At 53.4% G+C, this 25,761-nt stretch carries 22 protein-coding genes and 1 tRNA gene; 13 read left to right on the top strand and 10 right to left on the bottom strand.

Going from position 1 to position 25,761, the window contains the following annotated elements:
* The first annotated feature begins 16 nt into the window (after positions 1-16).
* Complete coding sequence (locus tag OJ965_RS18510; protein WP_058957603.1) at positions 17-862, top strand: BtpA family protein; 846 nt, start codon at positions 17-19, stop codon at positions 860-862.
* A 65-nt stretch (positions 863-927) separates the two neighbouring features.
* Here the strand turns inward: OJ965_RS18510 and OJ965_RS18505 are convergent, their stop codons facing one another.
* Complete coding sequence (locus OJ965_RS18505) at positions 928-2,217, bottom strand: DUF445 domain-containing protein (RefSeq protein ID WP_265137342.1); 1,290 nt, start codon at positions 2,215-2,217, stop codon at positions 928-930.
* Positions 2,218-2,465: 248 nt separating this feature from the next.
* Here OJ965_RS18505 and OJ965_RS18500 point away from each other — a divergent pair, with 248 nt between their 5' ends.
* A complete protein-coding gene (locus tag OJ965_RS18500) occupies positions 2,466-2,960 on the top strand; it encodes a hypothetical protein (protein WP_140028791.1) in 495 nt (164 codons plus the stop codon).
* Between the two features lie 32 nt (positions 2,961-2,992).
* Here the strand turns inward: OJ965_RS18500 and OJ965_RS18495 are convergent, their stop codons facing one another.
* From OJ965_RS18495 to OJ965_RS18485, 3 genes are all read right to left on the bottom strand, one after another.
* Positions 2,993-4,495, bottom strand: a complete 1,503-nt coding sequence (locus OJ965_RS18495) for a helicase HerA-like C-terminal domain-containing protein (protein WP_265137341.1) — start codon at positions 4,493-4,495, stop codon at positions 2,993-2,995.
* 160 nt (positions 4,496-4,655) lie between these two features.
* Entirely contained in the window at positions 4,656-6,227 is a 1,572-nt protein-coding gene (locus OJ965_RS18490; RefSeq protein ID WP_265137339.1) for an ABC transporter substrate-binding protein, read from the bottom strand.
* 174 nt (positions 6,228-6,401) lie between these two features.
* The gene (locus OJ965_RS18485) at positions 6,402-6,719 is read right to left on the bottom strand and encodes a hypothetical protein (protein ID WP_265137337.1); all 318 of its coding nucleotides are present in this window, start codon (positions 6,717-6,719) and stop codon (positions 6,402-6,404) included.
* 198 nt (positions 6,720-6,917) lie between these two features.
* On the opposite strand from OJ965_RS18485, the gene OJ965_RS18480 reads away from it, so the two are divergent.
* Genes OJ965_RS18480 through OJ965_RS18470 form a run of 3 tightly spaced genes read left to right on the top strand, consistent with a single transcriptional unit; the run spans position 6,918 to position 10,714 of the window.
* The gene (locus tag OJ965_RS18480; RefSeq protein ID WP_046101124.1) at positions 6,918-7,646 is read left to right on the top strand and encodes a gluconate 2-dehydrogenase subunit 3 family protein; all 729 of its coding nucleotides are present in this window, start codon (positions 6,918-6,920) and stop codon (positions 7,644-7,646) included.
* Between the two features lie 31 nt (positions 7,647-7,677).
* Positions 7,678-9,447, top strand: coding sequence for a GMC family oxidoreductase (locus tag OJ965_RS18475; RefSeq protein WP_058957598.1), 1,770 nt, complete (start codon positions 7,678-7,680; stop codon positions 9,445-9,447).
* Positions 9,448-9,451: 4 nt separating this feature from the next.
* A complete protein-coding gene (locus OJ965_RS18470; RefSeq protein WP_265137334.1) occupies positions 9,452-10,714 on the top strand; it encodes a c-type cytochrome in 1,263 nt (420 codons plus the stop codon).
* Positions 10,715-10,761: 47 nt separating this feature from the next.
* On the opposite strand, the gene OJ965_RS18465 is transcribed toward OJ965_RS18470, so the two are convergent.
* The 3 genes from OJ965_RS18465 to OJ965_RS18455 form a co-directional block, all read right to left on the bottom strand.
* Positions 10,762-11,430, bottom strand: coding sequence for a MarC family NAAT transporter (locus OJ965_RS18465; RefSeq protein ID WP_009092333.1), 669 nt, complete (start codon positions 11,428-11,430; stop codon positions 10,762-10,764).
* A 15-nt stretch (positions 11,431-11,445) separates the two neighbouring features.
* Positions 11,446-12,081 (bottom strand): hypothetical protein, encoded by a 636-nt coding sequence (locus OJ965_RS18460; protein WP_046101128.1) that lies wholly within the window; start codon positions 12,079-12,081, stop codon positions 11,446-11,448.
* A gap of 131 nt (positions 12,082-12,212) precedes the next feature.
* Positions 12,213-12,722, bottom strand: a complete 510-nt coding sequence (locus OJ965_RS18455; RefSeq protein ID WP_265137331.1) for a YjjA family protein — start codon at positions 12,720-12,722, stop codon at positions 12,213-12,215.
* 533 nt (positions 12,723-13,255) lie between these two features.
* On the opposite strand from OJ965_RS18455, the gene OJ965_RS18450 reads away from it, so the two are divergent.
* Positions 13,256-13,657, top strand: coding sequence for a YsnF/AvaK domain-containing protein (locus tag OJ965_RS18450; protein ID WP_265137329.1), 402 nt, complete (start codon positions 13,256-13,258; stop codon positions 13,655-13,657).
* A gap of 16 nt (positions 13,658-13,673) precedes the next feature.
* Positions 13,674-14,672 (top strand): YsnF/AvaK domain-containing protein, encoded by a 999-nt coding sequence (locus tag OJ965_RS18445; protein WP_265137327.1) that lies wholly within the window; start codon positions 13,674-13,676, stop codon positions 14,670-14,672.
* 118 nt (positions 14,673-14,790) lie between these two features.
* On the opposite strand, the gene OJ965_RS18440 is transcribed toward OJ965_RS18445, so the two are convergent.
* Both OJ965_RS18440 and OJ965_RS18435 read right to left on the bottom strand, forming a co-directional pair.
* Positions 14,791-15,456 (bottom strand): class I SAM-dependent methyltransferase, encoded by a 666-nt coding sequence (locus OJ965_RS18440; RefSeq protein ID WP_265137325.1) that lies wholly within the window; start codon positions 15,454-15,456, stop codon positions 14,791-14,793.
* The gene (locus tag OJ965_RS18435; RefSeq protein WP_058957594.1) at positions 15,453-16,466 is read right to left on the bottom strand and encodes an HNH endonuclease family protein; all 1,014 of its coding nucleotides are present in this window, start codon (positions 16,464-16,466) and stop codon (positions 15,453-15,455) included. The genes OJ965_RS18440 and OJ965_RS18435 overlap by 4 nt, the downstream gene beginning before the upstream one ends.
* A 265-nt stretch (positions 16,467-16,731) precedes the next feature.
* Here OJ965_RS18435 and OJ965_RS18430 point away from each other — a divergent pair, with 265 nt between their 5' ends.
* From OJ965_RS18430 to OJ965_RS18405, 6 genes are all read left to right on the top strand, one after another.
* Entirely contained in the window at positions 16,732-17,760 is a 1,029-nt protein-coding gene (locus OJ965_RS18430; protein ID WP_265137321.1) for a DUF1176 domain-containing protein, read from the top strand.
* Between the two features lie 11 nt (positions 17,761-17,771).
* Entirely contained in the window at positions 17,772-18,803 is a 1,032-nt protein-coding gene (locus OJ965_RS18425) for a DUF1176 domain-containing protein (RefSeq protein WP_265139294.1), read from the top strand.
* 209 nt (positions 18,804-19,012) lie between these two features.
* A tRNA-Leu gene (locus OJ965_RS18420) sits at positions 19,013-19,097 on the top strand.
* A gap of 90 nt (positions 19,098-19,187) precedes the next feature.
* A complete protein-coding gene (locus OJ965_RS18415) occupies positions 19,188-21,098 on the top strand; it encodes a site-specific integrase (protein WP_265137319.1) in 1,911 nt (636 codons plus the stop codon).
* A gap of 974 nt (positions 21,099-22,072) precedes the next feature.
* On the top strand, positions 22,073-22,879 hold the full coding sequence (locus OJ965_RS18410; protein WP_265137317.1) for a DUF6602 domain-containing protein: 807 nt from the start codon (positions 22,073-22,075) through the stop codon (positions 22,877-22,879).
* Positions 22,880-23,021: 142 nt separating this feature from the next.
* Entirely contained in the window at positions 23,022-23,582 is a 561-nt protein-coding gene (locus tag OJ965_RS18405; RefSeq protein ID WP_265137315.1) for a recombinase family protein, read from the top strand.
* A gap of 88 nt (positions 23,583-23,670) precedes the next feature.
* On the opposite strand, the gene OJ965_RS18400 is transcribed toward OJ965_RS18405, so the two are convergent.
* Complete coding sequence (locus OJ965_RS18400; protein WP_265137313.1) at positions 23,671-25,446, bottom strand: AIPR family protein; 1,776 nt, start codon at positions 25,444-25,446, stop codon at positions 23,671-23,673.
* Positions 25,447-25,761: the final 315 nt, after the last annotated feature.

The raw sequence follows: 25,761 nt of genomic DNA, 5'->3' as shown, positions 1-25,761 counted from the left end.
ACAGGATAAAGAAGCGATGGTTGCTATATCAGCAGGAAAAATTGATGCAATACAAGCGATATTTTCACGCCCTAAAGCGGTTATTGGCGTCATTCACTGTGACCCCTTCCCGGGTTCGCCAAAATATCGGGGCAAACCTGTCAGCGCGATAATTGATCGCGCATTACGCGATGCGGAAAATTATATTGCTGGCGGGGTTCACGGCCTGATTGTGGAAAATCATGGCGATATTCCTTTTTCAAAACCTGAGGATATTGGCCCGGAAACGCCGGCGCTGATGGCGGTGATTACGGAAAAAGTGCGGGAGCGTTTCGGCGTGCCGCTGGGCATTAACGTGCTGGCGAATGCCGCGCTGCCTGCCTTTGCCACCGCGCTGGCGGGCGGGGCGGATTTTATCCGCGTCAATCAGTGGGCGAATGCTTATATCGCCAACGAAGGCTTTATTGAAGGGGCTGCCGCGAAAGCGCTGCGCTACCGTAGCCAGCTGCGGGCCGAACATATCCGGGTATTCGCCGACAGCCATGTTAAACACGGCAGCCACGCGATAGTGGCCGATCGCTCCATTCGGGAACTGACCCGCGATGTCGACTTCTTCGAAGCGGATGCGGTTATCGCCACCGGACAACGCACCGGCGACAGCGCCACGCTGGAGGAAATCGACGAGATCCGCGCTGCCACCACCTTACCGCTGCTGGTGGGGTCGGGCGTGACGCCCGCCAACGTCTGCCAGATTCTGGCGCGCACGCAGGCCGTGATCGTGGCCAGTGCGCTCAAAGTCGATGGCGTCTGGTGGAACGATGTGGATCGGGAGAGGGTAAAAGCGTTTATGGCGGTCGCGCAGCCTGCGCTGGAGCAGCCATAACCGCCCTTTATTGCCTGACGCAGAGAACAAAAAACCCCGCAGGGAGGCGAGGTTTTTTGGGTACGTCAGCCCAGCCAGCCTTTCACCACCGGCAGCACGGCGGGAAGCTGCGACAGCAGGTAGAGGATCAGCCCGATGGTGCCGCCCACCAGCGTCCCGTTGATGCGGATAAACTGCAGATCCTTACCGATGTTCAGCTCTATCTGCTGCGACATATCCCGTGCATCCCAGCTTTTCACCGTGTCGCTGATATGGCGCGTCAGGAAGCGGGCAAACTCCGGCGCGACGCTGCGGGCGGCCTGCTCCAGGTGCTGATTCATTGAGTCGCGCAGCGCCGGGTCGGCGGCCAGGGTTTCGCCCAGCCAGCGTGCCGCATCGCCTATTTTCGCCTGCACGCGCGACTCTTCGCTGCTGAAATCTGCCTTGAGCCAGCTGCGCATATCATTCCAGAGCTCGCCGATATAGCGGTTAAAGGAGGCATCCTCTTTCAGCCAGCCTTTGATCTCGTCGGCGCGGGCCGCCATTTCCGGGTCGCTCTGCAGCTTCACGATGAGCTTCTCAACCGCCCGGTTAAAGCCCAGCCGCAGTTCATGGCCCTGATCCAGCGCCACATCATCCAGCAGGGAATCCACCGCGTTCGCCACCAGTTCTGCGCTGTGCTCGCCCAGCCACTCGGTCGGCAGCATTTTCGCCTTGATGGGATGCTCGCGCTTCAGCCAGCGCACCAGCTGGTTAGCGATAAATTCCCGGGTGGTGGGTTTGTGCAGCAGCTTCAGCAACTGGTCGATTGCCGCATCCAGCAGCGCCTGGTGACGATTGTTCTTCGTCAGGCTCTCCAGCACCAGGGCACTGGTCTGGCTGAGATCGACTTTGTCGATAGCGCGATGCACCGCACGACGCATAAAGGTCTGGATGCGGGTGTCATCGGTCAGATCCAGGAAGCCGCGCATCACCTGCAGCAGATGGCGGCCCACGCGGTCGGCGTTACCTGGCGCATTGAGCCACTGCGCCAGCAGGGTGGAGGGATCGTAGCGGCGGATCAGATTCAGCAGCGAATCGGTATCCAGAAACTTCTCCTGCACAAAGCGCCCCAGATTCTCACCGATGCGATCTTTATTGCGCGGAATAATGGCCGTATGGCGGGCAATAAACGGCACCGGCACGCGGCGAAACAGCGCCACCACCGCAAACCAGTCGGCCAGTGCGCCGACCATCGCGGCTTCCGCTATGGCTTTGATGCCGCTGACGTAAAAGTTGGGCGGCAGAAACAGTGTGACGACAAAGGTGAGGGCGGCCAGCAGCAGCAGCGAGAGCGCCAGGCGTTTGGTCCGTTTGAGTTCGCGTTGTTTATCCATATCCTGATCTTAGCAGTTTGCCTGCTTAACAGGTCAACGTTCTCCTCTCCCGGTCGAAAAGCGCAGTTAAGTCTGGCACGGATTAATGCGGTCTTAACCGGACGGGCGAGGCGCTGACCAGACTGTTCCTAAAAACTAATCACCTTAAAAATTACCACTCTGATAAACAGTTACGGCGGTGTACATTCCGGAGGCAGTCTCCTTACGTTGACACACCCTATCCATGGAACCAGACCAGGAGAATTCACGTGAAAGCAATCGCAACGGCAACCGCCAGTCTGTTGATGTTAATGAGTGGTATCGGCGCGCATGCAGAAGGGCTGACCACCTCTGCCGATGGAAAAAATCTGACCGTCAGCTTCGGCAAGCCCACCATTAAGCAGGTCCTGCATTACCGTAAAATGTACGACAAAAAACCCTTTCCCGATGCCGAAATTTATTACTACGACAACGGCACCTATAAAATCATCTCGCAGGGTGAAAACCATTACGGCGTCTACGTGATGCAGGGCAGTTTCGATGATGAGACCTTCACGGTGCGCTTTATCTCGCTGCCCTCCAGCGACTGGGGTAACAAGACCGCCTTCCATCAGCTTACCTTTGTGCGCGGCGATAAGCAGAACGTGTTTATCCAGAACGCGATTGTCGATACCGGCGAAGCGATTGCCCAGCAGAACGGTACCTACACGCAGGAAAAGAACAGTGTCACCAACCCGGTCTCCACCCACTGGAAACATCAGTAGCGTTAAGGTGGCAGCCCGGCTGCCACCCACCTTTAGCGGCGACGACCGCCAAACAGGCTGCCCAGCACGCCGCGAATGATCTGGTGAGTAATCTGACGCCCGGCGCTCTTCGCCATGGTCTGCACCACACCATCCCGCTTGCCGCCGCGCGGACCGGTGCTGCCAAACAGGATCTCTTTTAATCCCCCCAGAATCCCGTCATCGACCGCTACCGCGTTGCCTTTGGCTGCAGGCGCATTGGCCTTGTCACTGGCGGCCTGCACGCCCTGTTGCAGCCGTTCATAAGCCGATTCCCGATCGATGTCCGTGTCATATTTGCCATACAGCGGCGAATGGTTGATCAGACCGTTGCGCTCATCGCCTGTCACCGGCCCCATGCGTGAACCAGGCGCAATCACCATGGCGCGCTCGACGACCGACGGACTGCCTTTGGCATCCAGGAAGGAGATGAGTGCTTCGCCGGTGCCGAGTGCCTGAATGGCCTCTGCGCTGTCAAAAGCCGGATTGGCGCGCAGCGTCTCTGCGGCGGTTTTCACCGCCTTCTGATCTTTGGGGGTGAAGGCGCGCAGGGCGTGCTGTACGCGGTTGCCAAGCTGGCCCAGCACCCGATCCGGGATATCCGCCGGGTTCTGGGTCACAAACCAGACGCCGACCCCTTTGGAGCGGATCAGGCGCATCACCTGTTTGATCTTCTCCAGCAGCACCGGCGGCGCGTCGGTAAACAGCAGGTGCGCCTCATCAAAGAAGAAGACCAGCTTAGGCTTATCCAGATCGCCCGCTTCCGGCAGATGCTCATACAGCTCTGACAGCAGCCACAGCAGGCTGGTGGCATAGAGTTTCGGCATCTGGTAGAGCTTTTCAGCAGAGAGGATGTTAATGACGCCTTTACCGCTGCTGTCGACGCGCATCCAGTCGGCGATATCCAGCATCGGTTCGCCAAAGAAGTGCTCTGCACCCTGTTGCTCCAGCGTCAGCAGACCGCGCTGAATCGCGCCGATCGAGGCGCTGTTGATATTGCCATACTGGGTCTGGAAGCTCTTCGCGTTGTCACCGATGTACTGGGTCATGGCGCGCAGATCTTTGAAGTCCAGCAGCAGCAGGCCCTGATCATCGGCGATGCGGAAGATAATCTGCAGAACGCCGCTCTGCACCTCATTAAGGTTCAGCAGGCGCGCCAGCAGCAGCGGGCCGAGATCGGAGACGGTTGCCCGCACCGGATGGCCTTTCTCACCAAAGATATCCCACAGCACCACCGGATTGCTCTGCGGTTGCCAGTCGGTGACGCCGATCTTCGCCAGTCTCTCCTGAAGCTTTTCGCCGGACTGACCGGCCATCGCCACGCCGGTTAAATCGCCTTTCACGTCGGCCATAAAGACCGGCACGCCGCTGGCGGAGAAGGATTCGGCCAGCTTCTGCAGCGTGACGGTTTTACCGGTGCCGGTTGCGCCGGTGATTAAGCCGTGGCGGTTCGCCATTTGCGGTAACAGATGGAGTTCGACGTCAGGCGTCCGGGCAATCAGTAGCGGAGATGTCATGATTTTCCTCTCTCGGGCAACGGGTTATGCCTGAAGGATAGCAAGCGAAGGGCAGGGAAGAGGAGAACAATTCGTCAAAAGCGAGGCCGTTGCGCTGTCCTGCAACGGCCTCGCTTTTACTGGCGTCATTTCAGGCAGGCTGCCATCCCTGCCAGGTTTTCTACTTCTGCACCTCTTCAAAATTGAGCAGGCTGACGCCGATACCCTGCTGCAGGCTCTTCAGGTTGCTGCGCACGGCGACCTGGGTTGCGCCCTGCAGCAGCAGAACAAACGGCGAATCCTGCTGGACGCGGGTCTGCAGGGCCGTGTAAAGGCCGCGACGTTTTGCGGCGTCACTCTCCCCGGCGGCGGCGCGGGTCTGCGCGCTGAGTTCAGGGATCGTCCAGCCGACGCGCCAGGCCAGGGTTTTGCCGCCGCCGGGCACGTTATAAGCAAAGGCGCTGGCGTTGGTGTTGGGATCGATATAGTCCGCGCCCCAGTAAGAGAAGATCGCCTGGAAGTCACGGCTGCGCATTTTGCTCCACAGCTCAGATTCCGCCACCGGCTGAAGATCGAGCTGCACATCGGCTTTAGCGAAGCTCGCCTGCAGCGCCTGCGCCACGTCGATGTAAGGCGGCTGATTGACCACCGTCAGCGCGATATGCGTGCCCGGTTTAATGCCGCCTTTCTGCAGAATTTCCTGTGCCTTTTTCAGATCGTAGTGGAACGGCGTGGTATTCAGGGTGCCGTCAAATCCGTCCGGCAGGAAGCTCTGGTGAATACGGTACTGACCTTTCAGCAGCTGGTTCGCCAGGCTCTCATAGTCCACCAGCCAGCGCGCTGCCTGCCACAGCGCCGGATTGCCCAGCGCCGGTTGTTGCGGACTTTGGGTGTTAAAGCCGAGGTAGTAAACCAGGCTCGACGGGAAGGCCTCGACGCGCACCCCCGCCGTGTTCTTCAGCGCGGCGATCTGGTCCGGGCCGAGCTGGTAGGCGACATCCACGTCTCCCTGCTGGATCAGCAGCCGGCGGCTGCCCGGATCGGCCACCCCTTTCAGCAGAACGCGCTTCAGATGCGGTTTTTGGGTGCTGTAGGGATTGGCCTCCAGAACCAGCGCCTGCAGCGGCACAAACTGCCTGATGGCGTAGGCGGCGCTGCCTGCCGAGTGCACCTTCAGCCAGCCGTTGCCGTAGTCATTGTTACTGGCGTGCTGCCGGACCAGCCTGCTGTCAACAATCGAGGCGACCGGCGCGGTCAGCAGGCGCAGCGCCAGGTCGCGGCCAATCTCCGCCGGCCAGCGCAGCTCAAGCTGGTGGTCGCTGATCACCGTGAACTGCTGGTCGATATTTTCTGGCGTCCAGCCAAACTCGCCCAGAATAAAAGAGGGTGCTTTATTCAGCTTCACCGCGCGGGTTAAGGAGAACACCACATCCTGAGCGGTCAGCGGATTACCGCTGGCGAAGCGGGCCTGGGGATTAAGATCAAATACCAGACTGTGCGGTGTTTTGCCCGCCTGCCAGCGGGTCGCGGCCAGCGGGGAGAGCTGCTGTGGATTGTGATGATCCGGCTCCAGCAGCATCTGGTAGATATTGCGCAGGCTGCTGTTGCTGACCGTTTCGAAACTTTCCGCCGGGTCAAAACTGATGATGCCATCCAGCGGAACGGCCACCACCAGCGTATCGGCGGGGGTGGCAGCGTGTGCGGAATGAACCAGAGTCAGCGCCGTTAACAGGGACAAAAGCGTTTTTCGCATAGAGGGTTATCCTGAGTCGGTAATGGCTCTACTCTAGCGGGCACCCGATAATCTCAAAATGCCGGTTTGTTCTGAGCTTTGCACAAATATTCGCGTCAGGTTCAGACGGACAGAAAGGCGAATATAATGGCGGATTGTGATTATTTCTTTAAGACTCTTTTCGCTCCGGAAATATTATTCCTGCTCACCGAAGCAAAAGCCTGTTATCTGTAACTGACCACCTGAAAAAAGCGGCCTGTTTAAAGCGTGGCGTGCAGAAAAGGCAGCGAACAGGGAAGCGTAATCTTTTTTAACGATCGATGAGCGTGATAATGACAGTATGAAAATATCCCGCCACATAGCTGCCGGGTAATGGCTAATTAACCGATTTTTATCGCTTTTTCCCGGTGTTACCCCTTCCGGTAATGCTTTTTTCTGCCCGCTGAGCCGGTGCCCTCTGATAACCGTTTTCGGCTGTGACAGCGCGTAAAATTTAAATTTACATTCAGACACATTTATATCCCTAAGATTGCCAGGTCTTTAACCGATATATTTCCTTTGTCACCGATAGATAATTCTACCCGCCCTTAACCGTTCTGCCGTCGTCTGTGCCGTGTGCGTGAATACCGGCGGGGAATACCCCTCTGCGCATCGCCTTTCAGCGTCATCAGCGATTAAGAGGGGTATTCAGCAGATGAGAGTCGTGCGGATATGCTTTTAGAAAAACCCACCACCAGGCGTAAATTTTTGCTCGGTTCACTGCTGGCGCTGCCATTAAGTGAGCTGGTGTTAAAGGGCATCACGGCGGCACAGGCGGCAGAGATGGCCGCCCCCGAGTTAGCCGATTACAGGCCGATCTTTTTCAGTGCCGACGAGTGGCAGTTCATCCTGGCGGCCACCGATCGTCTTATCCCGGCAGGCGGCAAAGGCAAAGCGCCGGGCGCGCTGGAAACCAATGTGCCGATCTTTATCGATCAGCAGCTGCACAGCGAAGCCTTCGGCAGTGAGATCTACCTGCAGGGGCCTTTCAACACCCAGGCTCCCGCGACGCTGGGCTATCAGATCCCGTTCCGTCCCCAGCAGATCTACCAGACCGGCATAAAGCTGCTCAATCAGTGGTGCCATGACACCCATCAGAAAGCGTTTGCTGCGCTGACGCTGGAGGAGAAGGATGCGGTGCTGACGCAGGTGAATAAAAACCAGATCGACTTTGCCGCGCTGGGCGAAGCCGATCTCAGACCGTCACATTTCTTCAGCCAGCTGCTTTCCGATACCAAACATGGCTATCTGGCCGACCCGATGTATGGCGGCAATAAAGGGATGAAAGCCTGGATCGCCATCGGTTTCCCCGGCGCGCGTGCCAGCTTCACCGAGTGGGTGAAACAGCACAACGTGCCTTATCCGCTCGGCCCGGTCAGCATCAAAGGTGAACGCGCCTGAGGCGCTTCCACATCAGGTAAACAGGATTATCATGGCACAGGTTACTAAAAAAGAAGTCGACGTCGTGGTCTGCGGCCTCGGCTGGGCAGGCTCACTGATGAGTATTGAGCTGGCGCTGGCAGGACTGGAGGTGCGCGCCCTGGAGCGCGGCGGCGATCGCGATTATGACGAGTTCGCCTATCCGAAACCGGCAGATGAATATGCCTATGCGGTGCGCAACAAAGTGTTCGCCACCCCGGCGGAAGTGGCGGTCACCGTGCGCTACAACAGCAGCCAGACCGCACTGCCTACCCGTAAATGGGGGGCATTTGCGCCGGGCACCGGCGTCGGCGGCGCAGGCATGCACTGGACGGCGGTACTGATCCGTCCCACTCCGACCGATATCAAGCTCAAAACCTATGTCGACGAGGCGTACAAGCCCGGCATTCTGCAGGAAGATATGCGGGTGATGGACTTCCCCTTCAGCTGGGAAGAGATCGAGCCTTACTACTACAAATTCGAGCTGATCTGCGGCCAGTCGGGCAACACCGGCAACCTGCGCGGCAAAATCCTGCCGGGCGGCGATCCGTTTGAAGGGCCACGTTCTGAACCTTATCCGCTGCCGGCGCTGGAAGACACGCTGAACAATGTCATGTTCAAAGAGGCGGCGCAAAAACTGGGTTATCACCCGTTCCCGAACCCGTCGGCCTGTGTCTCGCGGGCGTGGAAAAATCCCTACGGCAACCAAATCGCCCCCTGCAACTACTGCGGCTACTGCAGCAAATATCCCTGCCTGAACTACTCCAAAGCGTCGCCGCAGACGGCGGTGATGGACGCGCTGAAGCGCATGCCGAACTTCTCTTATGAAGTGAACGCGGAAGTGATTAAGGTGGTGCTGAACGATGATAAGAAAACCGCCAAAGGGGTGATCTACATCGATGCGCAGGGCAATGAGTGCTTCCAGCCGGCGAAAATCGTCGTGCTGAGCAGCTTCCAGCTCTACAACGTGCGGCTGATGCTTCTCTCCGGCATCGGCAAGCCTTACAACCCGATAACCGAAGAGGGCGTGGTCGGCCGTAACTACGCCTTCCTGTCGAACGGTGGCGCGACCCTGTTCTTCAAAGATAAAAACTTTAACCCCTACGCCACCGCAGGCGCGACCGGGCAGATGTTTAACGATATCTCGCCAGGCAACTTCGATGGTCCCGGACTGGGCTTCCTGGGCGGCGCGAAGATCCACAGCTCACAGGCGACCGGCACGCCCATCAGCACCGCGCTGCCAAAAGGCACGCCCTCCTGGGGCATGGGCTACAAGGAGGGCCTGGAGGAGTGGTACGGTCATTCGATGAAGATCAGCATTACCACCACCTGTCAGTCCTACCGCGATATCTATCTGGATCTCGATCCGAACTACAACGATCACCGCGGGCTGCCGCTGCTGCGTATGACCTTCAACTGGAAAGAGAATGAGCTGAGGCTGCAGCAGCATCTGAAAGGGATCGTCGGCAATATCGCTAAAGAGCTGAACCCCGACAGCATGAGCATGAGCTTCCTGCCGATGGGCGCGGATTTCGATATCACCAAATATGTCTCGACCCACAACGTGGGCGGGGCGGTGATGGGCGATAACCCGAAAACCTCGGCGCTGAATAAATACCTGCAGAGCTGGGATGTGCATAACGTCTTTGTGCCGGGCGGCAACGCCTTCCCGCAGAACTTCCAGGCGAACCCGACCGACACCATCGGTGCGATTACCCTGATGGCCGCACAGGCGATCAAAGATCACTACCTGAAAAATCCCGGCCCACTGGTACAGGCATAAGCGCATGAATAAGCTGAAACTTAACTCTTTTATCGCCAGCAGCGCGCTGCTGCTGGGCAGCCTCTCTGCGCTGCCGGTGCACGCCGACGATGAGGCACAACTGATCAGGCAGGGCGAATACCTCTCCCGGCTCGGTGACTGCATGGCGTGCCACTCGCTGCCGGGCAAGCCTGACTATGCGGGCGGACTGGCGATTGCCTCGAACCTCGGCACCATCTTCTCCACCAATATCACGCCCGATAAGCAACACGGCATCGGTAACTACAGTGAGCAGCAGTTTGCTGACGCGGTGCGTAAAGGCATCCTGCCGGACGGCTCCCGTCTCTATCCGGCGATGCCTTATCCCGACTACGCCAGAATCAGCGATGCCGATATCCACGCGCTCTACGTCTACTTTATGAAAGGCGTGCAGCCGAGCGCAGAACAGCCACCCGAAACCGATCTGAGCTTCCCGTTCAGCCAGCGCTGGGGCATGCGTTTCTGGAACTGGGCGTTCGCGTCCGATAAGCCGTTCCGGCCAATCGGTGGCGCATCAGCCGAGGTTAACCGCGGTGCCTATATCGTGGAGAGCCTAGGTCACTGCGGCAGCTGCCATACGCCGCGCGGCCTGGGCATGAACGAAAAAGCCCTCGACAGCGGTGACGAACAATTCCTGGCAGGTGGCAGCCTGAACCACTGGGCAGTGCCGTCGCTGCGTGGCCTGCCGCACTGGAGCCAGCAGGAGATCGTGGATTACCTGCAGACCGGGCGTAACGATAAGGCGGCGGTGGGCGGCGAGATGACCTCTGTGATTGAGCACAGCAGTTCGCACATGACCGATGCCGATCTCAACGCCATCGCCGCTTACCTGAAGTTTCTGGGCGGCAATCCGCCCCTGCAGGCGTATAACGTGCAGGCGCAGCAGGCAACGGAAGCGAAACTTACCGCGGCGAAAAACCTCAGCGAAGGTGAGCGTCTCTATCTGGATAACTGCGGTGCCTGTCACTTCGTGACCGGCAAAGGCGCGCCGGGCGTCTTCCCGGAACTGGATCAGGCGACGATCGTCAACGCCAGCGACCCTACGGGTCTGATCCATACGATCCTGGCGGGCGCGCAGCAACCCTCTGTCGCTAAGGCCCCGTCAAAACTGGCGATGCCTGGCTTTGCCAGACGGCTGAGTGATGATGAAGTGGCGCAGCTGGCGACCTTTATTCGTCAGGGCTGGAGCAACAGCGCGCCAGCCGTAAGTAAAGATCAGGTGGCTGAGGTGCGGAAAACGCTGAAGTAACGAAGAAGGGCTTCCCCTCTGCCGGTCTGGAGAGGGGAACGCCCGGATCAGTGGAAGGTGCGCGCCACTTCCAGCACGCCGTTAATCACAAACTGCACGCCCATGCAGACCAGTAAAAATCCCATCAGGCGCGAGATCGCCTCAATGCCGCTCTTGCCGACCAGCTTCATGATCGCTCCGGAGCTGCGCAGCGAGACCCACAAAATCAGACTCACCAGCAGGAAGGTCAGCACCGGCGCGACGCTCAGCACCCAGGCGGGAAAATCGACGCCGCTTTTCACCGTCGAGGCGGAAGAGATGATCATCGCAATGGTTCCCGGCCCGGCCGTGCTCGGCATCGCCAGCGGCACAAAGGCGATGTTCACCGGCTCTTTGGCCTCGTCCAGCTCATCCAGTTTCTGCTTTGCTTCCACCGAATGGCTGGCAGGCTTCGCCGGAAAGAGCATCCGGAAACCGATAAAGGCGACAATGAGTCCACCGGCGATACGCAGGCCGGGAATCGAGATGCCAAAGGTGTTCAGCACCGCATTGCCCGCGTACCACGCCACCAGCATGATAGCGAACACGTAGAGAGACGCCTGCCGCGCCTGACGGTTGCGCTCCTGGAAGTTCATGTCACCCGCCAGCCCTAAAAACAGCGCCACGGTGGTGAGCGGATTCGCCAGCGGCAGCAGCACGACCAGCCCCAGGCTTACCGCTTTGATCAGCTCCAGCATGTCAGATCCCCCTGATTAATGTTTCGGGCGCTCCAGCGCTTCCAGCAACTCGGGGAAGAAGTCCTGCAGGATTTCAGGCGTCATCAGTTCGGGATACTGCATCAGGTGTTCGCGGATGCGCTCGTTGACTTCCGGCAGCAGTCGCTGGGCCGCGGCGCTGGCGGTGATTTTATGCTTCTTCATGGCGCGCAGCAGATCGCCCGGCAGGGCGTCTTCGTCGTCGCCGTCATCGACCATTTCCAGCGCGTCCAGCTCGTCGAACATCTCCATCAGCGCTTCGGTCTGCGGCGTGCGGGATTCATATTCGCGCGGATGCTCCTCCTCCAGGAAGCGCAGCATGGCGCGCATTGGCGTGCCGTCAGGGGAAGCAGGGGGTTCAGCTGCGAACCAGCTCAGCAGCTGGTGCATGGTGACCTGGTGAACGCGATAGCCGCTGTCGACCAGCTCATCGGCCAGCAGTTCGGCGGTTTCGTTTTCTATCAGACAGATATGCGTGCGGTTGGGTTCGTACTGATCCAGCCACTGATAGATCTCTTCAATCACGCCATCGTCATACTCGAATTTTTTGCTGAGATAGCTGCCGTCCTGCTGGTGGACGCAGGCCTGGATCTGATCGGGGTCGAAGTAAAGTGCGATGTTGATGCCTTTCATGCGTGCTGTCCTGTAGAAACCAAAACAACACTATAGCGCTCAACCCCAGGTTAAGGGAATGTCAGGCATCACAGCACGGGGGAGTTTACCGCTCCCCGCTGAACCGCGAGGAGAGGGAGGCAGAGAGGGGATCAGGAGATAAAGTTTTTACCCTGCTTCAGGACCACGTCGCAGGCTTTGGTTTTGAGTTTCTCACCCATTGGCGAGTTGCTCAGGCTCTGCAGATTAAGCTGCTGACCGTTACCGGTGTTCAGCAGGCCTGCCAGGCCCTGGGTGTAGTCTGTCTGCTGCTGTTGCGCGGCGGGCGTGGTCAGGCCCAGCTTGCTCAGCACCTGATCTTTCACCGACTGCACATTGTTTTTCACCACGTTGTGCTCGGCACAATACTGCATCACGCCGGCCGCGTTCGTCATGCTACTGGCGCTGACCGCTTTATCGCCGCCGCCCAGCATGCTGGTAATGGAGGAGAGCGACAGCCCGCCATTCTGCTGCGTGGTGCTGGTGGTGTTACCGCTATTCTGCTGGCTGAGCTGCGACGCTGCACTGCTCAGCTGATCCTGCCAGCTTGCTGCTGATGCACTGCCTGCGACCAGAAGCGCGGCCAGTCCCCATCCCCACACACTGCGTTGTGCCTGTTTCATCTCAACCTCGGTATCTGCGTATTCAGTTTTGCTAAGAGAGGCAAAGGCGCAGAAAGTTCCTGAACTTTTTTATTTAATTCGACTTTAAGACTCTTCTGTAATCATGGCGCTAAATAATGGAGTAAAGCGCGGTCTGGGTTATTTTCCGGAGCAGCATGATGGCTGTGTAAATAAAGATCTGGCGCTGAAACATTATTTAATATTCTCGCCCGTTATGGCAGGAATATTCCTGGTTACCGCTAATTTTCTTGGCCTTTTTATCGGCATAAATCCTGATGCAACCTGCCGACAGGTAACTATTTACCAGTGAAACTAGTTCTTTTCAGGTTTTTGTTTTTACAGGTTTTTATATTTTTAGCGCAGCGGTAAAAACTGAGGGTTTATTTGGCTTGATGTTAATTGAGGGGGCTGAATATAAATTTCATTCGCCGTGAATTTTATTATTCCGGCTTGCGAAATCAGCGAGAGTGTTCATGCTTAATCACTGTGTCAGGCAGTTGTGGCAGATATTTAATCTTAACGGGAGAATCAATATGGCTGGGCAGCCAGAACACAATAACTCTGCAGAAGTCGCGCTTAAACTCGCTGAAGAGAAAATAGCCCTGACGAAGCAAAAGATTGTGGATGGACATGTCCGGGTTACCCGTTCCACAACCGAGCATGACGAGGTCATCAGTACACTGCTTAACCGGGAAAAGGTTGAGGTTGAGCATGTAGCAAAAGCACAACCCGTAGAGACGATGCCCGAGATCAGGGAAGAAAACGGTGTACTGATTGTCCCGGTAGTTGAAGAAGAAATTCAAATCGTCAGAAAACTGGTGCTTAAAGAGGAAATCCACATCCGAAAAGTGCAGGAACACGTTCCTTTTCAGGAAGTGGTGACCCGACGGGAGCAGCAGGTGAACGTTGAGAGAGATGATGATCAAACCCGCTAACAGAGAGGAACCTATCATGGCACAGGAAAAAATCGTAACACTGTTCGATTCTGCAAATCAGGCAGAGGCCGCGAAAAGAAATCTCGTGAAAGCAGGCTTTTCCGATCGGGACATCAGTCTTATCAGTGGAGAGCGTTTAGAGCAGGAAGGGCAGTCAGTCCGCCATCCGAGCCTCTGGCAGCGCCTGTTTGGCCATACCGTCGATAAAGATCAGGCGGATGTCTATACCCGGGCGATGGATAAAGGCGGCGTGGTTCTGACGCTGCGCACCGAAGAGGAGAAGCTGGCACGCGCCATGACGATTCTCCATTCACATGACTCGGTGGATGTCCCGTCACGTATGCAGAGCACCCTGGATAACGGCACGACCACGCCGGGCGTTAACCCGACGGCCGGTAAGCAGTTTGCCGGTGAGACCAAAGACCGTCAGGTAGAGCCGCGACGCACCTCGCTGACCGGTGATGAGAGCGAGGCCGATATTCTGCGTCTGGCCGAAGAGCAGATTGAAGTGGGCAAACGTCTGGTCAGCGAAGGCTCGACCCGTGTACGCCGTTATACGGTGACCGATACCGTCTCTGAAGAGATTTCGCTGCATGAGCAGCACGCTGACATCTTCCGCCGCTCGGTGAATGAACCTGCGCTGGCCGGAGAGGTGGACTGGTCCGAGAAAACCGTCGAAGTGGCAGAGACCCATGAGCAGCCGGTGATCAACAAAACGGCCCATGTGAAAGAAGAAGTGGTGGTGCGAACCGATGGCAGTGACCGCACCGAGACTATCAATGATACGGTGCGTCGTCAGGAAGTGGATATCGACCACGCTCGCGGCGGTCTGGATAGCGAACTGCCGGGTTCAGCGGCACGAGGCAAACCGGCAACCGCAGGCACGGCCTCACCCGGCGTGCAGAACCGCGACCACAAAGAGAGCCTGACGGAGAAGGTGAGCGAGAAAGCCAGCGAAGTGAAGGATAAGGTTGAAAACAAGCTGCATCATCGTGATTACGACCATTCGCACTGAGGCGCCAACCCTGACAACAGGCGCTGAGGGCAATGCCCGATGCTGAGCATGCACGAAGAAGCCAACCGCGAGGTTGGCTTTTTTGTGGGATTGGAACCTCGCCTGAGAGGCAGAGAGGTCAGCTTAGCGTCTTCCTGAGAATCGCATTCAGCCAGATCTCATTGCCCCGGCCGGCACGTAAATCACCGGTCTGCCAGAGGTGTGCTGTCTCAAGAGCGAACCTGTTCTCCCTGGCGCCCGCTTCTGCTGTCGTCAGCGGCTTATTTTCCGCCAGCGTCTGAGCGCCGCGAATATTAACGCCATCAATCAGTTTCTGTAACCCGGCCATATCCATATCTGTAAATCTGCGGCCATCCTTTTCCCGCTCGCCGCGGCCATATTTGAACGAAAGATACCAGACGCCGCCTGGTTTCAGCGCGATGGCCAGCTTTGTCATGACGCCAGGCAGTTCCGCTTCGGAGATATGTAGCAGGGAGGCGCAGCACCAGATCCCGTCGTATGTTTCAACCGCATCAACCTCCTGAAAACGCTTCTGCACCACCGCGTTCCCGGAAAACTGGCGGGCCAGCGCGACCAGTTCGGCGGAAGCATCAAAGGCTTCGACGACAAAGCCCATATCACTAAAGGCTTTGACGTCACGCCCTGAACCGCAGCCTGCATCCAGAATGCGTGCGCCGGGCGGCAATTCCCTGATAAAAGGCCGGTAAAGTGCCGACATATCCACGTTTGCTGTATCGCGAAAAAACCGCTGAGCGTGCTCCTGGTAATACTCTTCATTGCTCAAAACAGGCTGTCTCCCTGTGCCGCTGGCTGCCACTCATGCAGCAGAGCAAATTTTGCCCTGTTCCAGTTTGTCTGCAGAAAGCCGTGCCGCTGTTGGGGCGTTTCGCCGGTCTGGCGGATTAACGTTTCCCGCAGTGGCAGGTGGCTGTTAATAAAGTATTCGTTTCGATCGTTCAGGCGCTGCAGCAGCGTGATTGAGGGAATACGTGCAAACTTACCCTGAGCACCGCGATTACAGGTCTGGCAGGCCAGCACCAGATTCCAGACGCCGTTGAGGTTGCCGATCTCTTCGCTGAGCATCAGCGGCAGGAAGTGATCGACATCAGCCAGGTTCTCCTCACCGCCCGTCACGCCAATTGGCCGGAAGCAATAAAAGCACCGGCCTTTCTGGTAGCCATTCAGGCTGCTGCGACAGCTGGTAATGGTGACGCGGCGACCACTCTGACGGCTGAAAAGCATCTTGTCGTTATCGTCATAATCAACCGCAATCAGGTTATGTGAAACGTTCATCGCCCAGGCTTCTTCAACCAGCCGCCATCTGGCCTCTGTTTCCGCGACCAGACTGGCAAACTGTTCATTTTCCGTCAGCTGATAAAAGTTATCCGTCAGCCGGATGCCTTTATGGCTGCGCCGTTCATCCAGAAAGAAACGTTTGTCGATCTCCGCGTAATTCACGTTATGAAAGGCATCAATGACATTCGCAAAGCCGCGCTTCACGGTAATGGCAATCAGCTGATCTTCGGTGATGTCGCCCGCATTGAATTGCCTGCACGCCTCCAGAAACCCGCTGCTTTTGCTGGTGATTTGTTTTGGCGCATCCCGCAGGTGAGCACATAAATGACGCGTAAAGGGCACGGCCAGTGCCTCCAGCGTAATCAGATCGCTGTCTGGCTGCTTCAGATCATAGAGCGCGTGGGCCAGGGCAAACTTATAGGAGGCGACATTTTTGCCAAAGAGAATAACGCCGCGCCAGTAGTTTTCAAGGCGGGGATCGGCCTGGTAAAAGCGCATGCAGGTTCCTGTTTTGCGAGGCAGCTCGAAAATTCACGTAACAGGATCAGATAACAAACACAGGTAAATGTAAACCGTAAGGGGCCGGAGGAGCAGGGCGCGCTTTCAGGGATAAAAAGGCGTTAAAAGGTCATAAAGAGATTATGATAGCCGCTGTTGCCGGGCTCATCCGCAGGGACGCCCTCTGCTTAGCAGCAGATTGTCATTTCACTCACCTCACATTCAGGGAACAGGAAGCAGCGTGACGGTTATTCAGAAGCGGGTAATGCTAGTGGCAGCGCTTGCCACCCCGGTTATCGCCCAGGAAAGCGGCGTATCTTTTAATCACAAGGCGTGGTCAGTAGCCTGCGATAACACCTTAACCTGCCGTGTCGGCGGGCAAACCACAGAAGAGAATCTGGGCGGCGTGTTGCTGACGCGTGCAGCGGGCGCGGATACCGCCACCTCTGGCGAAATCATGCTGCCGGAGGATGATAAAAATCAGCAGCCCGTAACAACGCTCACGCTCTGGATCAACGGCCAGCGTGTGGGTGATGCAACGCAGAAAGCGCATCGCTGGTGGTTGTCAGATGCGCAGTCGCTGGAGCTGATTCAGGCTATCAAAGGCCGCGGCACGGTGCAGTTCAGAGGGGATAATGAGACCCTTCAGCTTTCCGGTGATGGCGCCTATGCAGCCCTGCTGAAAGTGGATGACGTGCAGGGCCGCATCAACACGCCGGGTGCCTGGGTGAAAAAAGGCGACAGGCCCGAAAAGGGCGTCGCGAAAGCCGTAGCTGTTCCGGTTATCCAGGCGGGACAGATCAGTCACTCCCAGCCCTCTGTTCTGACAAAAGAAGAGGCGGCAGCGCTCAGGCCGCAGTTGCTGGGCGCGTTAACCCCGGATCAGGAATGTGATTATCTGACCGCAGTCGGAGAGAAGGACGTCAACGACCATATTATCAGCGGTGATATTACCGCCACGCCACTGGATGCCACGCACACGTTGCTCTCCACCCAGTGCTGGGGCGCAGCCTATAACCAGGGATACGGCTTCTGGGTTACCGACCCGCAACGCAAAGCGAAGCCGGTGGCCGTCACCACCGACGCACAGACCTGGGAAAAGGGGGTAATCACCAACGTTTCGCTGGCAAGCAGTGCCGGCAGCTGCGTGTTTAAAGAAGAGTGGGTCTGGGATGGCAGGGCGTTTCGTCAAAGCCTGGTGGAAATCAACGATGGCTGCTGGTTTCCACGTTCCCTCGGTGACAGAGTGATACCCACGCTGATATCTGACGTAAAACATGAGGGAATAAAGTGAACCGTAAACCGATGCTGTTCGTTCTGGCGATGCTCTCCCTGTCTGCTCAGGCCAGCCAGAGCGGCACCACCTTTGAACACAAAGACTGGGAAGTCGCCTGTGATAATACGCTGACCTGCCGTATTGCGGGTTATGGCAAAGAAGAGGACCCGTCCGGCTCCATCCTGCTCACCCGTGCCGCCGGACCCGGAACAGAGACGGTGGGAGAGGTGACGCTGGGCGACACCGAAGATGACAGTGAACCGGCGGAAAATCTGACGCTGTGGATCGACGGGAAATCAGCCGGCGATCTGGTGGCGGCCGATGACAACTGGCGCATGTCGGCCAGTCAGACTTCTGCGGTCATCAGCGCCGTCAAAGGCAACGGTAAAGTTGAATTTAAAGGCGGCACAAAGCCTTTCCTGCTTTCCGGCGAAGGCGCCTATGCCGTGCTGGTGAAAGCGGACGACGTGCAGGGCCGGATCGGCACGCCCGGTGCGCTCACCAAAAAGGGCAATAAGCCGGAGAGCAGCGTGGCTAAGGCTGTGCCCGCACCGGTCATCCAGGCAGCAAAAACCGTCAGCGGCGAACCCCGTTTGCTGACCGATGCGGAAATCGACGCGCTGAAAACCCGACTGCTTTCAACCGTCAATCGCAATGACGATGACACGTGCGACAGCCTGTACTCACCTGCCGAAAACAGCGATCCGGAAACCGACGGACTCACCCTTACGCCACTGGATGAGACACATGCCTTGCTTTCGGCGCTCTGCTGGCGAGCCGCTTACAACGAAGGCTATGGCTACTGGGTGATCGATAATCAGCTAAAAGGCCAGCCGGTGCTGGTAACCGTGTCCGGATCGGATTACGACAAGGGCGAGATCACCAGCGTGCAGAAAGGCCGGGGAATCGGCGACTGCATGAACCAGGAAAGCTGGGTATGGGATGGTCAGGCTTTCCGCAGAAGCTATGACGGTGGGACCGGGATGTGCCGCTATATCCATGCGGGCGGCACCTGGGATCTGCCCACGCTGGTAGCGGATGTGAAGCCTGTTTCGGGTTAGCGCTTTGGTTACGACAGGCCACCATGAGCGCAGGAGGAACCGCTGCAGAGCGGGCGAGGGGGAGTAGTCGGCGTCAGCAAGGCTGCCATCTGATGAACATGAAATCTGAAAAGATGGTTTTTTCAGCAGTTGTACCTTAGCCTGCGGATAAGGGTTGCGGAAACAGGGGGTAACGGTATAATCCCCAACGTTTTCCGCATCCCTTCAGTGCCGAAGTGGCGAAATCGGTAGACGCAGTTGATTCAAAATCAACCATCGAAAGGTGTGCCGGTTCGAGTCCGGCCTTCGGCACCAAGACTCATCTAATTAGTTGTTTTTTAAATAACTTTTCCTATTTTTTCGCTTGTAATTGCGTAGCCCTACTACAAAAGGCTATACGAGGCGATGTCTCAGCGATATAAACTCTATCGTCGAACCAGCGGCATTTATGTTGTCCGCATCAGCGTTCCCCAACGTTTTCGTCGATACGCAGGACAGTGTGAGATTCACACTTCAACAGGCACTCATGACCTTCATGAAGCAAAGCAGAAGTCCGTGCTCCTGTTGGCGGTCTGGTATCAGACCTTACAAGAGTATGAACAATTGGATTACCGATCTTTAAATGACTGCGCCCCGCTGCTTGCCGGAGAGGGCATGATCTCGCTTTCTAACTTTGCTCAGTCAATCGAGCTGCCCGTTACTCAGTTAATTCAGGCGGTGATGAACCGCAATCTGCCCATGTTTTGGCTAGCGACGGGGCAGGCTGGCTTTTATGTTGAGACTTTATCTGAGGTCGAGTTAGACCCTCTCGATGGCAGCTACGTGCTTAACTATGTCGAAGCGCAGGGTATAGAAGGGGTTGTTAAAGGTTATCTGCAACTCATTGCTCCCTTGGCGCATTTACGTAACATCGTCAGCGACGGGCATTCAGAAGCCTCGGTGTTTAAAACTGCTGGAAGCGAAGCTAAAGGCGGTTGGTTTTTCACCTCCAATTGCCCGTTAATAAAACCCGATACGCTGTTAATCAATAAAGTTCATGCAGAAAGTCTCCGTCTTGATTGGCTGGCTAAGACCACACCACCAGCTATTAGCGTTCACACCGCTGCGCCTCTTGCTACTCCATCCCCCGTTATCGTTAACGAGTATGTTCATCGAAAGTATTACACTAAGAGCCTGTCATGGTTATGTTCAGAGTATGTAAAGCATCGGCTCAAGGGTAAAGTCTCGGAGTCCGCAATTAACGATATCCGTAACTACTTCACCTTTATGATTGAAGCGATGGGCGACATTCAGTTGAAAGACTTTGATCGCGATTTCCTCCGAGCTTATGAGAGCAAACTACGCACGATCCCCGCAAACCGGAATCTAGCGAAAGCTAAATATGGGGTGAAAACACTGGATGAGTTAATCACTAAGGCGGCGGAATGCGGCGATAAGTTGATGACTGAGGAGTCCGTCAGGAAGTATATCAACGGCCTTTATGGTGCAATGAAGTGGGCTGTTGCTGATGGCAAGCTACTGAAATCGCCATGCGAAAATTTTTTTCCGCGCGATGATAAAGACGAGCGAGACCAAGATCACACTGACGTGTTTGAACCTATTGAAGTTAAGGCGATTTTTTCGCTACCGTGGTTTCTGGCTGGAACAGGAGAACGTAACGCGCACGGGCGATTCCATCAATATTGCCCGTTTCACTATTGGGCACCTTTGTTGGGGCTACTGACGGGGGCGCGAGTTAATGAGATCGCGCAGTTACTTCTAGATGACATACTCGCGGAAGATGATGTTTATTACCTGAACCTCGAAAGCGATAGCGAAAGCGGAAAGAAATTAAAAAATGCTAATGCTCGCCGCAAGATTCCGATTCACTCCTCGCTGATTAATCTCGGTTTCATCGACTACGTTAACGCCTTAAAAAATGCCGGGTATGCTCGCCTGTTCCCCGAGCTTAAGCCGCATAAAACTAAAGGCTATGGCAGGCCAGTTTCTGCATGGTTCAATGAATCACTACTGGCGCGTAGATTGAATGTTGAGAGGAACAGAACCAAATCTTTCCATTCTTTCCGCCACTCAGTTTCAACGTTACTAAAGGAGAAAGGCGTTAGCCCGGAATTACGTGCGCAATTAGTTGGGCATGTGCGCGGCGAAACGGAAACGGAAGTGCGATATAGCAAAGACCTTAAACCGATTCATATGATTGAAGTCGTCGAGAAAATTGATTTTCCGTTGCCTGAGATAGCAAAGTTCAATATTTATGATGGACTAGATGCTGTTAGAGATGCGCTTCGACGGAAACGTGGCAAACAAACAGACTGAAACTATCTGATCGAGCTATTCTTAAACGCGCCAGGAAGCCCTCAGGCGCGTTTTTATCATAGGTGGTGGAAACTATATTGCAGAATTTCCGGCGCTCTCATAGAGCGGCTGGCGAAGCCGAGTTTACCCCTGTCTTAAAAAATGCCTCGTATAGATCGAGCAATCAATGAAAAATTTGGGTGAGCTTTAGCTTGGCCGCACAGCTTAACTTCTGAGACTGTTTGCCTCTATAAGGAGAAGCCTGCCGCCGTGGAAATTTTCGGACGCAATGCCTGAGAATGAGGCTGGCAAACCTAGGACATCCACTTTTTGGCGCAACAATTTTTCCAGCTGCATTCATACCGGAAATACGTTTATAAATTCTGGCTTGTTTGCATGGGAGGGGAGAGCGAACGTCAGAGTGACTTCTTGTAGGAAGGTTTGACACAAACAAGCAGAGTGTTTTAAGTGTTTAGACCTTCCTCGTGGGGGAAGCCGGGCATATCAACCCTAAGGCCATCTAAGAAGATAGCCTGTAGGTTGCTCGGTTCCCTCGCCAGATGAAGAACAAGTCTTCCTCGTGGTGTGACGACCTTTCTTGAAAGATGCATTATGCGCAAAGGTAGCTATTCAAGAATCCGCCGATAGCTACTTTCACCCTCTGCCTGGCTGCACCAAACGCTTACGCGCCCTACCTACCACAATCAACGTTACGCAGAGTTCCCATCCTGACGTTTTCCGCTATACAGCGGTAATACTCCACCTGCCCGGACCGGTTTACCGCATGAAGTAGGTGTAATGAACAAATTAACATAGAACTTAATTAAATAAAAGTATTAAATATCATGCAATTGCGTTCCTATTATGAACGCACGAGACTCATATCGAAGAACGCATAGCTTCAGTATCGGTATAATTGATCGTCAACACCGTAGTCGGGTTTGGCTTGCCGTTTAATTGATTAACATTAATACAATAGGTTAACAGGTGGCTCAATGTTATTAGCACATATGTCGGCAGTGGAAGAGCAACTTCTTGCCACTTCAAAAATTCCGGCAAATGCTGGTCACTCTTTGCACAAAGGAACTCCGAGAGAAGCTTTCATTAGGGAATTTTTAGAGGCTCACTTACCTTCAACACTTGCAATTGGAACAGGCGAAATAATCGATAGTGAATCCTCACCAAACTCGCCACGACGACAGTTTGATATTGTGATTTATAAACGCAACCTTCCTAAGCTCGATTTTGGTGGTGGTGTGAGTGGCTTTCTCGTAGAGTCAGTGATCGCAACAATAGAAGTTAAGTCTACCCTTGATAAAGCAGGTATGGAGCAAGCTATTACTGCTGCCTATCAGGCGAAGAGGCTTAAAAAAAATGAAAACTTCTCTTTCAGTAGTGGTTATATCCCTCCTGCCATTCTCAACTTTATTGTCGCCTATGATGGGCCTCAACAGATGGATACGGTTCTTAATTGGATCATTGAAATAGAGAATCAATTAGGTATCACTGGGAAAGATTTACCTCTAGGAGAACAGAGGGTCCACATTCCAAGTGAATCGATTGATGGAGTCTTTTTACTGGATAGAGGCTTTGTTACATTCGATAATTTTCCGATCGGATTCTTGAATGATGCAACTCGGCAGAAGGCACCAAAAAATAAATGGGTGGCCGTAACTGCGCAGCGAGGAAGCTTGTTATGGCTTTTTCAGATGTTGACTCAAGCCTCTATGAATGTTAATGGGACGTTTTTAGATTTAATTCCATATATGAAAAATTTGAAAGTTACTGTCCGCACTGGGTGATAGATGGGTGCCAACAAATGACCGGTTATCGGCATCCTCCAATCTCATTCTTTCACACTGTTGGAAAATTAGCCTTGGCTTTTCTGGCAGACCATCCTAAGTTGACACCGTTTTCTGGCAGGGGTTGGATGAGGAGATAGTAATGGCAACTTTTGGCTACGGGCGTGTTTCTACATCGCAGCAGGATGCTGAGAACCAACGGCTAGAACTTGAACAAGCCGGGTGGGCGTTCGACTTTTGGTTTGCAGATATTGTGAGCGGGAAGATTCCAGCTATGCAACGTCAAGCATTCTCTGAGCTGTTGAACAAAATCCGGGATGGGGAAACGCTGGTGGTTTCTAAGCTTGACCGCCTTGGTCGTGATGCTATTGATATTCTTCAGACGGCTAGGGCATTGGCTGACCGTAATATCAAGGTTATCGTCCACCAGCTTGGCACAACTAATCTCACCTCCGCTGCGGGTAAGCTCCTGTTGTCGATGCTTGCTGCGGTAGCAGAGATGGAGCGCGATCTTTTAATTGAACGCACTCAGGCGGGGCTGTCACGAGCAAAAGCCGAAGGCAAGAAGTTGGGTAGACCGTCGAAAATCGCCCCTGAAGCACGTAGGGCTATTATCGAGAAAAAGAATAATGGGATTAGTGTTAGCGCGTTAGCGCGGGAATATGGCGTTTCCAGAGGGACTATAGCTGCATTATTAGTTTGATAACAATTTAGTTAGTATTGAAAGTTATCAAAGGAAAGAAGATTAATCTTGAAGAGTAAAAGCCCTCGTGTGAGGGCTGAATTAAAAACTAATAATGGATTTTTGCGATGAATTCAGGAAGTAGTTCTTTAAAATCATCTCGATACATATCCATGTCACTCTGGAAACGAGATATTATTTCTGATATTTCTTTGCTTTTGGATAACCTTCCTTCCGTTGCTGGTTCCAGTATCGCAGATCTAGTTAATACTCTTTTTATTACCGGAAACCATAGTTTTTTAGCATTTTCTCTGTTGACTCCCTCTTTGAAGGATAATGTGTATTTATTGGGGATGGCTGAGCCTAATATTATTTCCAATATGCTGGCTATAGCATGGATTAGCAATAATGATACTCCTGGTTGAGTCAGTAACTTATGTTTGATGGTATCTATTTCAGGAAGTTGATTATGCCTAAATTGTTCGTTGAAATCAGACTTTATCTGGCTTATTGCTTCATTTAGTGAATAAACGAAGATAATATGACCTACTGTGATTGTATCATCAAAAGCTTTTTTATAGAGGTCTTCATCATCCCAAATGTCTTTTTTCCGATGATATGCGCTTGTAGGATGAGCATGAAAAGCGATCAGGATTTGTGCGACTGTATCCGTAGGTAATAAAATTCTTTTTTGAGCAGGTGTTAATACTTGACGAAGGCCACCAGTATATAAAGCTTCTTTATTTTTCTCAAAGTCCTTTCTTAACCTTTTTTGTATGGAATCACTGGAACGAAAGTCTGAGCGCAAGACCTTATTTTGTGAGTTATTAGCAAGCGTTATTTCATTGATTAGCTCTGAATTGTTTACTTTTATAAACCTAATCGCAACTCTTAAAGCATCATCTGGTTCTTTCCCTAAGTTTGATATGCTGCCGGTGGTTTGGGCTCCATTAACAATAGAAATACCTGTAACACTTTTAATTTGACCGAGAGTTTTGGATTCTTCGATAAAATCCATTTCAAAATCATGGACTAATGCGGTAATGCCGTTGTTAAATACAAAGAAATTCTCTGGGTGTGCTATAGCGGTATTTTGTATTTCATTGTTAATTGAAAGGTCTTTTTTATTACTACCTAAATAAGATCTCACATTAGCGCTGAATAACTTATCTTCACCATAACTATTATATAGCTCTTTAATAAACTTACCAGGAACTAAGGTAGAAAAAGAAGCCCAATTTTCATTTGAATTTTGATAGAAGCCATGCATCCCGGTTAACGATATTTTATCTGATATCAAAATCGGACTGTGCTGAGAGTTGTATAGTTCATCAAGTGAATTCAAGCCCATTTGTTTGGAACTTACTCTCATGCTATCTATATGATAAATTTGTTTTAATTTATCCATGATCGAGCGGCCAATCGAATGGAGAGGTTTCTCACACTCTGCTGTTTCAGGGCAGTTATGAACGAACCATACATTTATTTTCTCAATTTCATTATTTCGTAATGCATCCCTTGCATCTTTTACCTGATCCCTTATTCTAAGAGGTATATTCTCTATGTCAGCGGAAAGTAAAGCGGTTTCTGCATAGGCGGTTTCTTGAGCCTTAGATGGTTTAGCTCCTTGAGGTCTGAATATAGTAGATTGATAAGATTGAATTAGATATATTTGTTTGCTTTCCCTATCGGTCATTAATATGTCTATATTTTCATCATCTCCTCCTTCAGTTATTATGTCGGGGGCTATCAGCTCAATGCTGTCTATATTGTTATGTAACTCTATCGCATATAATGCGCAGTTTAGATTCCCATATTTTTCAAGATCTTTTCTTTGTTGTAACGCTGACCAGAAAGAACTATCTGAAAGCTGCGTATATGTCATGATAAAACCCTTTCTATTAATGTATATAGTTCATCTCATTCTATCTAAATATCATTATCTAGGTATTTATAGGCCATTTAATGTATGTGAAATATTTAATGGCCTATGATATACCTTAGTTTATTAGAGCATAGTCTTCAAATCTGGGTCAACCAAGAAGCTGAACATTATTCCCTACGTTAGACATACTCAATCAACTAAATAAGTAAATCCGCTGATTGTGGTAACATATAAATAATACTCCATTAACTGCTACTGCATAGTTTGAAAATTTGAGTTCTACCCTGAGCCTACTCCTAACGAATATAATTCATG

The organism is Pantoea anthophila (assembly GCF_026104315.1).
Taxonomy (GTDB): domain Bacteria; phylum Pseudomonadota; class Gammaproteobacteria; order Enterobacterales; family Enterobacteriaceae; genus Pantoea; species Pantoea anthophila.
This window is presented reverse-complemented; position numbering and strand designations above follow the sequence as displayed.

Coding starts and splice junctions, on each gene's coding strand:
- OJ965_RS18510 (WP_058957603.1), top strand. CDS start 17: ATGGTTGCTATATCAGCAGGAAAAATTGATGCAATACAAGCGATATTT.
- OJ965_RS18505 (WP_265137342.1), bottom strand. CDS start 2,217: ATGGATAAACAACGCGAACTCAAACGGACCAAACGCCTGGCGCTCTCG.
- OJ965_RS18495 (WP_265137341.1), bottom strand. CDS start 4,495: ATGACATCTCCGCTACTGATTGCCCGGACGCCTGACGTCGAACTCCAT.
- OJ965_RS18490 (WP_265137339.1), bottom strand. CDS start 6,227: ATGCGAAAAACGCTTTTGTCCCTGTTAACGGCGCTGACTCTGGTTCAT.
- OJ965_RS18480 (WP_046101124.1), top strand. CDS start 6,918: ATGCTTTTAGAAAAACCCACCACCAGGCGTAAATTTTTGCTCGGTTCA.
- OJ965_RS18475 (WP_058957598.1), top strand. CDS start 7,678: ATGGCACAGGTTACTAAAAAAGAAGTCGACGTCGTGGTCTGCGGCCTC.
- OJ965_RS18470 (WP_265137334.1), top strand. CDS start 9,452: ATGAATAAGCTGAAACTTAACTCTTTTATCGCCAGCAGCGCGCTGCTG.
- OJ965_RS18465 (WP_009092333.1), bottom strand. CDS start 11,430: ATGCTGGAGCTGATCAAAGCGGTAAGCCTGGGGCTGGTCGTGCTGCTG.
- OJ965_RS18460 (WP_046101128.1), bottom strand. CDS start 12,081: ATGAAAGGCATCAACATCGCACTTTACTTCGACCCCGATCAGATCCAG.
- OJ965_RS18455 (WP_265137331.1), bottom strand. CDS start 12,722: ATGAAACAGGCACAACGCAGTGTGTGGGGATGGGGACTGGCCGCGCTT.
- OJ965_RS18450 (WP_265137329.1), top strand. CDS start 13,256: ATGGCTGGGCAGCCAGAACACAATAACTCTGCAGAAGTCGCGCTTAAA.
- OJ965_RS18445 (WP_265137327.1), top strand. CDS start 13,674: ATGGCACAGGAAAAAATCGTAACACTGTTCGATTCTGCAAATCAGGCA.
- OJ965_RS18435 (WP_058957594.1), bottom strand. CDS start 16,466: ATGCGCTTTTACCAGGCCGATCCCCGCCTTGAAAACTACTGGCGCGGC.
- OJ965_RS18430 (WP_265137321.1), top strand. CDS start 16,732: ATGCTAGTGGCAGCGCTTGCCACCCCGGTTATCGCCCAGGAAAGCGGC.
- OJ965_RS18425 (WP_265139294.1), top strand. CDS start 17,772: ATGCTGTTCGTTCTGGCGATGCTCTCCCTGTCTGCTCAGGCCAGCCAG.
- OJ965_RS18415 (WP_265137319.1), top strand. CDS start 19,188: ATGTCTCAGCGATATAAACTCTATCGTCGAACCAGCGGCATTTATGTT.
- OJ965_RS18410 (WP_265137317.1), top strand. CDS start 22,073: ATGTTATTAGCACATATGTCGGCAGTGGAAGAGCAACTTCTTGCCACT.
- OJ965_RS18405 (WP_265137315.1), top strand. CDS start 23,022: ATGGCAACTTTTGGCTACGGGCGTGTTTCTACATCGCAGCAGGATGCT.
- OJ965_RS18400 (WP_265137313.1), bottom strand. CDS start 25,446: ATGACATATACGCAGCTTTCAGATAGTTCTTTCTGGTCAGCGTTACAA.